This window comes from Coprobacter sp. (assembly GCF_982436375.1).
The window spans coordinates 1-6,993 of the sequence record NZ_CEWDCG010000162.1 but is presented as its reverse complement, the minus strand read 5'-3'; the positions used below and the strand labels follow the sequence as shown (position 1 = coordinate 6,993).

The following is a 6,993-nucleotide window of genomic DNA, read 5'->3' as shown; positions in this document are numbered from 1 at the left end:
GGTTTTAAAATGCTATTTCTTTTGCTTTCCTTGATCTCTATGCTGCAACATAGCTTTTGCAAAAGAATTTTCAGCACGACGGTACAGAAAAAGCTTTCTCGGGGAGAGAATTCCTCTGAAACGAATAAAATACTCACGTTCTATCTGAGCTTCTTTAAGCGGTAATAGAGAGAGAGCTTCTGCTGATGCTGCATATTCTTTTTCCGAAACAGGAGTTTTCGAATGTGCAATACGCCTCGCTTCGCTGCGCACTTGGCGATTCAGCCGATATTTTTTCAATTGCATTTCATCATACAACGGAAAAAAATGTGCAGCCTCCTTATCTGTAAGACCGATTTGCTTTTTCAGATACTCTTTCTTATAAGTTTGAAAACTCTTGTAACGATCTTCCGGAGAAGTGCCTTGCGCCTTGCATACAGGCAAAACCAAAACGAAAAATAAAAATGCAGTAATTATTCTTTTCATCTCTTTTATATACAATAAGTATCAGATCTCTTATTCTCCTAACGCCAAATACTCATATACCGAATATTCATCTACATTGCTGTAAAATAAATAGTCATCTACATTCTCATTTGTTATTGAAACTTCCGTTTCCGCCACGACAGAAGAAGAGTCTTTTTCCGGAACAAACAAACGCACCATCAAAGCTATTCCGGCAAACATTGCCGCCATGTATAACCAAGGCCTGACACGTTGCCACACAGTCGGTTTTTCAGGTTCGACAACCTCAAAATTGTCTAATTGACTTACCATTCGAGACGTAAAGCCTTCAAAATACCCATCGGGAACTCTCATGCCCGTATCACGCCCCACCTGCTTTAATATGTCTTTATCTTTTTCCATAATATCTTTGTTCTTTAGACTATAATAGAACAATAAGGTTTAATCATCTGATGTTAAATATTCCTCGACTTTACGAACTGCATGATGATACGAAGCTTTCAATGCTCCTACCGATGTCCCCAAAATATGAGACATCTCTTCGTATTTCATATCATCAAAATAACGCATATTAAAAACAAGACGTTGTTTTTCGGGAAGTTTCAATATGGCTTCCTGCAAACGTTTTTGTAATCTATTCCCGTCAAACCATTCATCCGCCTCCAATTTATCAAGCAAAAACAAGTCTTCTCCTTCTAACGGGACATGATTCTGTTGACGTTGCTTATTTAAAAATGTAATCGTCTCATTGACTGCAATGCGATACAACCAAGTAGATAAACGGGCTTCGGCCCGAAAATAAGTAATACTGTTCCATGCTTTAAGAAAGGTATTTTGTAGCAGGTCATCAGCATCATCATGAGAAAATACCATCTTACGTATCTGCCAATATAACGGCTCGCTATAATGAGCGACAACCTGCGCAAATGCCTCTCTGCATTTGAGAGGATCTTGCAATTGCTCTACGATGGTGTCTTCATTGTATTGTTGCATAATATATGACCGGCAAATTAGCAAACAGGCGGATAAACAATTTCAACTACTATAAATAATGATGAAAAACAAAAAATCTTTTCGATTCGGTAAAATTACACAAAATACAGAATCCGGCAATTTTTTATTTCTTAAAAATCACTACATATAGTGATTGCCTCCTCCACCATTATGGCTTTAATTTGTATGTTCAAAAAATAAGGTAAAAAGGATGAAAAAATTACTACTGCTTTTATTAATCGCAACCGAGGTACTTCCGGTTCTTGCCAGAATAGATAAAGAACAATCTGACCGGGATAGTACGATTTACAAAAACGTGAATCTAAACGAAATAGAGGTGATCTCATCTCCCAAATCAGAAACTCGGTTCTTTGAATTTCCCGGTTCTATCTCGATTATCGGAGAAAAAAAACTGGAACGACAACATATCATGTCATTAAAAGGTCTTTCGTCAATAGCCCCTAATCTGTATATTCCGGATTACGGCTCTAAGCTGATTTCATCAATATATATACGAGGGATCGGTTCACGAATCAATTCTCCGGCAGTAGGATTAAATGTCGATAATGTTCCGTATCTGGACAAAAGTTCGTTCGATTTCGATTTTATGGATATTGAAAAAATAGAGATTCTGCGTGGTCCGCAAGGTACTTTATATGGACGAAATACTATGGCAGGATTAATCAATATATACACAAAATCTCCTTTTGACTACCAAGGAACGAAGATAAAAGCCGGATACGGTAACCATAATACATGGAATGCGGCCCTCTCCCATAGTCATAAAATAAATGAATATGTAGCGTTCTCCGTCAGCGGGAAATACCGGAAAAACGATGGATATTTTAAAAATATCGCAACGGGAAAAAATTCGGGATCAACAGAAGTTGCTGGAGGACGAGCTCAAATCTATATAAAAATCAATCCCCGTCTGAAAATAAATCTTACTTCCGATTTTGAATATAACGATCAGGATGGTTATCCTTACCAAATGTTCGACAAAAAAAAAGACATCCGATATCCGATCAATTATAACGACCGCTCTTCCTATGACCGGAAATTATCGACCAGCAGTATTTTATTACAATATATACATGACCGGTACATTATGAACTCGATTACCGGATATCAGTTCCTGAAAGACAATATGCACATGGATCAGGATTTCACTCCTTTATCTGTTTTCACCTTACAACAAAAACAAAAACAGGACGCCATTACTCAGGAAATAACTTTTAAATCGACAACCGACAAAAATTTGCAATGGGTTGCCGGCGTTTTCGGATTTTACTCCCACTTACGAACCGACGGACCGGTAAATTTTAAAGAAGACGGATTAAAATACATGATCGAGGATAATGTAAATTCAATATTCGAAAACATCAACGGGCTTCCTGTTCAATTAGGTTTAAAAGTACAAAGTCCCAATTTATATATAAACGGAATATATAAAACTCCGACATTCGGGCTTGCTGTTTTTAAACAGATGACATACAACAACTTATTTATAAAAAACCTTTCCGGGACAATCGGATTGAGACTCGACTATGAACACACGAAAATAAACCACCATACATTTATCGATGAACCGTTTATATCAGACTTCAATATTATCCTTCCCCCCTCAATGGGAGGAAGAGCAATTTCGATTCCTGTATCCGTACCTTTATCTGTCGACGGAAAGGACAAAATGAATACATGGGAACTTTTACCGAAATTTGAATTAAAATACAAATTCAATTCCCGATATTTTATATATGCTTCCGTCGCTCGAGGATACCGCTCAGGAGGATACAACTTTCAAATGTTCTCTAATATCGTTCAGGAACAACTCCGAAGTAAAATGATTACAGAAATCCTCAATAAAGTCCCACAGAGGTTTAAACCGATGTTACCCGATTTAAGTCATCTGACAAACAATCAGACCGATGTCAATAATTCAATCCGGTATAAACCCGAACACAGCTGGAACTATGAAATCGGAGGCCGTGCCGATTTATGGGACAGAAGACTGGGTATCGATTTTTCTGTATTTTATATAGACTGTCGGAATCAGCAAATTTCTATCATAGATGGATTCGGACGTACGACAAAAAACTCCGGACATTCTGCCAGTAAAGGCTCTGAAGTTTCTGTCCGCCTGTCACCTGTAAATAATCTTCAACTTACGGCAGCTTACGGATATACCCATGCCACATTTATTTCAAATGAAGATGGTAACAAGGGAAATTACGTTCCGTTTGCCCCTAAACATACCTTAGCTCTTACGGGGAATTATACTATAGAAATAAAAAAAAGCTGGCTCGACTACATTTTTATCAATGCCGAATACGCAGGACGAGGAAAAACTTTTTGGACAGAATCTAATGATGTAGCACAAAATTTCTACGGATTATTAAACGGAGATTTGACATTCCAAAAAAATAATATCGATCTAAGTATATGGGGAAAAAACCTTCTGAATAAACGCTATCAGGCTTTTTATTTCGAAACGATGAATGCAGAAAACCTGAAAGAGAACAATGGATTTATGCAATTAGGACGTCCAATAACCTTCGGATTCGATGTAACATTACGATTTTAGTTCCTGCCATATATAAACAAAAAAGGAAAAGTGAACAGAACTTTTCCTTTTTTGTTATCATGTTAAAGAGTCACAGATTATCCATAACAAATATCTCCGTTCTCATTTCTATATTCGTCAAAACTTTTATTGTATTGTGTCATCGCACGCAAACTCATTCCCATACTGGAGAATCCGCCGTCATGATACAAATTTTGCATAGTCACTTTACGAGTAAGATCCGAGAACATCACGATACAATAATCGGCACATTCCTCAGCACTTGCATTTCCCAGAGGCGACATACGATTAGCAAAATCCATCAGCGACTCCATTCCTTTCACACCGCTACCGGCAGTAGTCATAGTCGGAGATTGAGAAATAGTATTGATACGTACCCCCTTTTCACGTCCATAAATATAACCAAAACTGCGAGCTATAGACTCAAGCAATGCTTTGGCATCGGCCATATCATTGTAACCGAAAAGTGTACGTTGTGCAGCAACATAGCTCAATGCCAATATAGAACCATTCTCTGCAATAGCATCCATCTTTTTAGCCACCTGTATCATTTTATGAAACGAGATAGCCGAAATATCGAGAGTTTTGTTCAGAAGATCATAATCAAGATCATCATAAGGACGTTTTTTCCGAACATTGGGCGACATACCGATCGAATGTAAAACAAAATCGATCTTTCCGCCCAAAATTTCCATTGATTTGGCAAATACCATTTCGAGATCTTCAACATTGGTAGCATCTGCCGGAATAATCTCGGCATTAAGTTTCTCTCCTAATTCAGAAACTTGTCCCATACGCACTGCAACCGGAGTATTGGTCAACGTAATAACCGCACCTTCTTCAACAGCCCTCTCGGCAACTTTCCATGCGATAGACATTTCATTCAAAGCACCAAAAATGATACCTCTTTTTCCTTTCAATAAATTATTACTCATAATTTGTTCTCATTAATTGAATTTCGAAAATGCACATTTTACCTATTTTTGTGCCATTTTCGGGGAGCAAAGATACTATATTTTTTTGATCTGCCAATCATTAATATCAAAATTGCTATCTCCACATAGCAAATTAATCATTTTATAATTATCATCAATAGAGGATAAAGAAAATTTCACTCTTTTTTGATGCATTTTTATCGGTAAAAAAAGGAAAATAAAAAGTTTCGATTACCTTTGTGAAATAATCATATAACATTTAACACACAATATGACCATGAGTAAACCCTATGTAGTTGGTATTGATATTGGTGGAACCAACACCGTATTCGGCATTGTAGATGCCCGCGGAACCATTATTGCAAGCGGTTCTATTAAAACAAATAAATTTAATGAAGTAGAAGATTACGTCAACGAACTTCATACTGAGCTTTTCCGTCTATTGGAACAAAACAATGCGACGGACAAGATCATGGGAATCGGAGTAGGTGCTCCGAACGGTAACTATTTTAACGGGACAATCGAATTTGCGCCTAATCTACCTTGGAGAGGAGTTATTCCTTTAGCCCAAATGTTGACAGACCGTTTTGGCATTCCTGTCTCTTTAACAAACGACGCCAATGCGGCAGCTATCGGAGAAATGACTTACGGAGCAGCCCGTGGTCTGAAAGATTTTATCATGATCACTTTAGGTACAGGAGTAGGTAGCGGTATCGTTGTTAACGGACAATTAGTATATGGGCACGACGGATTTGCCGGAGAATTAGGACACGTAATCGTTCGTCCGAATAACGGAAGACTCTGCGGTTGCGGCCGTACGGGCTGTCTTGAAGCTTATACTTCAGCTACCGGTGTTGCACGCACGGCAAGGGAATTTCTTGAAGTTCGCAACGACCCAAGCAGTCTGCGCCAAATTCCTATCCAAGATATTACTTCTAAAGACGTATATGATGCTGCCATTACCGGAGACAAGTTGGCTTTGGAAATCTTCGATTATACAGGCAAAATATTAGGGGAAGCTTTTGCTAACTTCATTGCATTCTCAAGTCCGAAAGCAATCATATTGTTCGGAGGTTTGGCTAAAGCCGGCGATCTCATTTTGAAACCGATCAAAGAAGCTATGGATCGCAACACACTAAATATTTATAAAGGTAAAGTGAAAATCATGTTCTCCGAATTGAAAGAGAGCGATGCTGCAGTATTAGGTGCCAGCGCATTAGGCTGGGAAGCTAAATGATAATGACATTTCCAAAATAAGAAACAGGGTGTAACATTACACCCTGTTTCTTATTTTCGCAAAACAAACAAATCCTCTGTTCTATTCAAAGCAGTCGGCATCAGCCAAATATTTCCCGTTCAAATCTTTAGCAGAAAGTAGTAATTTCTCCGCTGCCAACGGCCATTTTATACCGACTGAAGGATCATCATACATTAATGTTGCTTCCTGATCAGGCGCATATACATTATCGACTTTATAGGCAAACGTCGCAGTATCGCTCAATACCAAAAAACCGTGAGCAAATCCACGAGGGATAAACAATTGTTTATTATTTTCCGCTGACAGTTCTACCATTACGTATTTCCCGAAAGTAGGAGAGGATTTTCGCAAATCGACCGCGACATCGAGTACCCGACCATTCAAAACTCTTACTAGTTTTGCTTGCGAATAGTTACCTTTTTGATAGTGTAATCCCCTCAACACTCCATACGTAGAATGAGACTGGTTATCTTGTACGAAATTTATCTCTCCGACATAACGATCAAATATTTCTTTCCGATAAGTTTCCATAAAATAACCCCGAGCATCTCCGAATTTTTGAGGCTCGATCACAAATACTCCCTGTATTTCTTGCTCCGTAAATTTCATAAATCTTCTTCTGTCTTAAAACCTGTCTAAATTTTCCAATAAAGAAATCCTGTCAGGTCATTCTTATGTTAGTTTTTATTTATCTGACTATTATTCTCACAAAAACGCACCCAATATCCTCAAAAGAAATTCCCAAGCCTGATTCATGTAAAACTCAGACCGGTCTTAGT

General features: G+C 38.1%; 7 protein-coding genes. 2 read left to right on the top strand and 5 right to left on the bottom strand.

From position 1 onward, the window contains the following. Nucleotides 1–12: 12 nt before the first annotated feature. From AC1WHX_RS09245 to AC1WHX_RS09235, 3 genes are read right to left on the bottom strand one after another with little or no spacing between them, the layout of a single operon-like run. Complete coding sequence (locus AC1WHX_RS09245) at nt 13–465, bottom strand: hypothetical protein (protein WP_009318691.1); 453 nt, start codon at nt 463–465, stop codon at nt 13–15. A 30-nt stretch (nt 466–495) separates the two neighbouring features. After that, entirely contained in the window at nt 496–846 is a 351-nt protein-coding gene (locus tag AC1WHX_RS09240; protein WP_122337467.1) for a hypothetical protein, read from the bottom strand. Between the two features lie 39 nt (nt 847–885). Further along, on the bottom strand, nt 886–1,437 hold the full coding sequence (locus AC1WHX_RS09235) for an RNA polymerase sigma factor (RefSeq protein ID WP_122337468.1): 552 nt from the start codon (nt 1,435–1,437) through the stop codon (nt 886–888). A gap of 211 nt (nt 1,438–1,648) precedes the next feature. Between AC1WHX_RS09235 and AC1WHX_RS09230 the strand changes: the two genes are divergently transcribed. Continuing rightward, nucleotides 1,649–4,021 carry a TonB-dependent receptor gene (locus tag AC1WHX_RS09230; protein WP_302544862.1) on the top strand — a complete coding sequence of 791 codons (2,373 nt, stop codon included), beginning with the start codon at nt 1,649–1,651 and terminating at the stop codon, nt 4,019–4,021. 77 nt (nt 4,022–4,098) lie between these two features. On the opposite strand, the gene AC1WHX_RS09225 is transcribed toward AC1WHX_RS09230, so the two are convergent. After that, on the bottom strand, nt 4,099–4,956 hold the full coding sequence (locus AC1WHX_RS09225; RefSeq protein WP_009318687.1) for an enoyl-ACP reductase FabI: 858 nt from the start codon (nt 4,954–4,956) through the stop codon (nt 4,099–4,101). 277 nt (nt 4,957–5,233) lie between these two features. Between AC1WHX_RS09225 and AC1WHX_RS09220 the strand changes: the two genes are divergently transcribed. Then, the gene (locus tag AC1WHX_RS09220) at nt 5,234–6,193 is read left to right on the top strand and encodes an ROK family protein (protein ID WP_031258294.1); all 960 of its coding nucleotides are present in this window, start codon (nt 5,234–5,236) and stop codon (nt 6,191–6,193) included. An 81-nt stretch (nt 6,194–6,274) separates the two neighbouring features. On the opposite strand, the gene rfbC is transcribed toward AC1WHX_RS09220, so the two are convergent. Then, entirely contained in the window at nt 6,275–6,823 is a 549-nt protein-coding gene (rfbC, locus tag AC1WHX_RS09215; protein ID WP_122337471.1) for a dTDP-4-dehydrorhamnose 3,5-epimerase, read from the bottom strand. Nucleotides 6,824–6,993: the final 170 nt, after the last annotated feature.

Coding starts and splice junctions, on each gene's coding strand:
- AC1WHX_RS09225 (WP_009318687.1), bottom strand. CDS start 4,956: ATGAGTAATAATTTATTGAAAGGAAAAAGAGGTATCATTTTTGGTGCT.
- AC1WHX_RS09245 (WP_009318691.1), bottom strand. CDS start 465: ATGAAAAGAATAATTACTGCATTTTTATTTTTCGTTTTGGTTTTGCCT.
- AC1WHX_RS09230 (WP_302544862.1), top strand. CDS start 1,649: ATGAAAAAATTACTACTGCTTTTATTAATCGCAACCGAGGTACTTCCG.
- AC1WHX_RS09240 (WP_122337467.1), bottom strand. CDS start 846: ATGGAAAAAGATAAAGACATATTAAAGCAGGTGGGGCGTGATACGGGC.
- rfbC (WP_122337471.1), bottom strand. CDS start 6,823: ATGAAATTTACGGAGCAAGAAATACAGGGAGTATTTGTGATCGAGCCT.
- AC1WHX_RS09235 (WP_122337468.1), bottom strand. CDS start 1,437: ATGCAACAATACAATGAAGACACCATCGTAGAGCAATTGCAAGATCCT.
- AC1WHX_RS09220 (WP_031258294.1), top strand. CDS start 5,234: ATGAGTAAACCCTATGTAGTTGGTATTGATATTGGTGGAACCAACACC.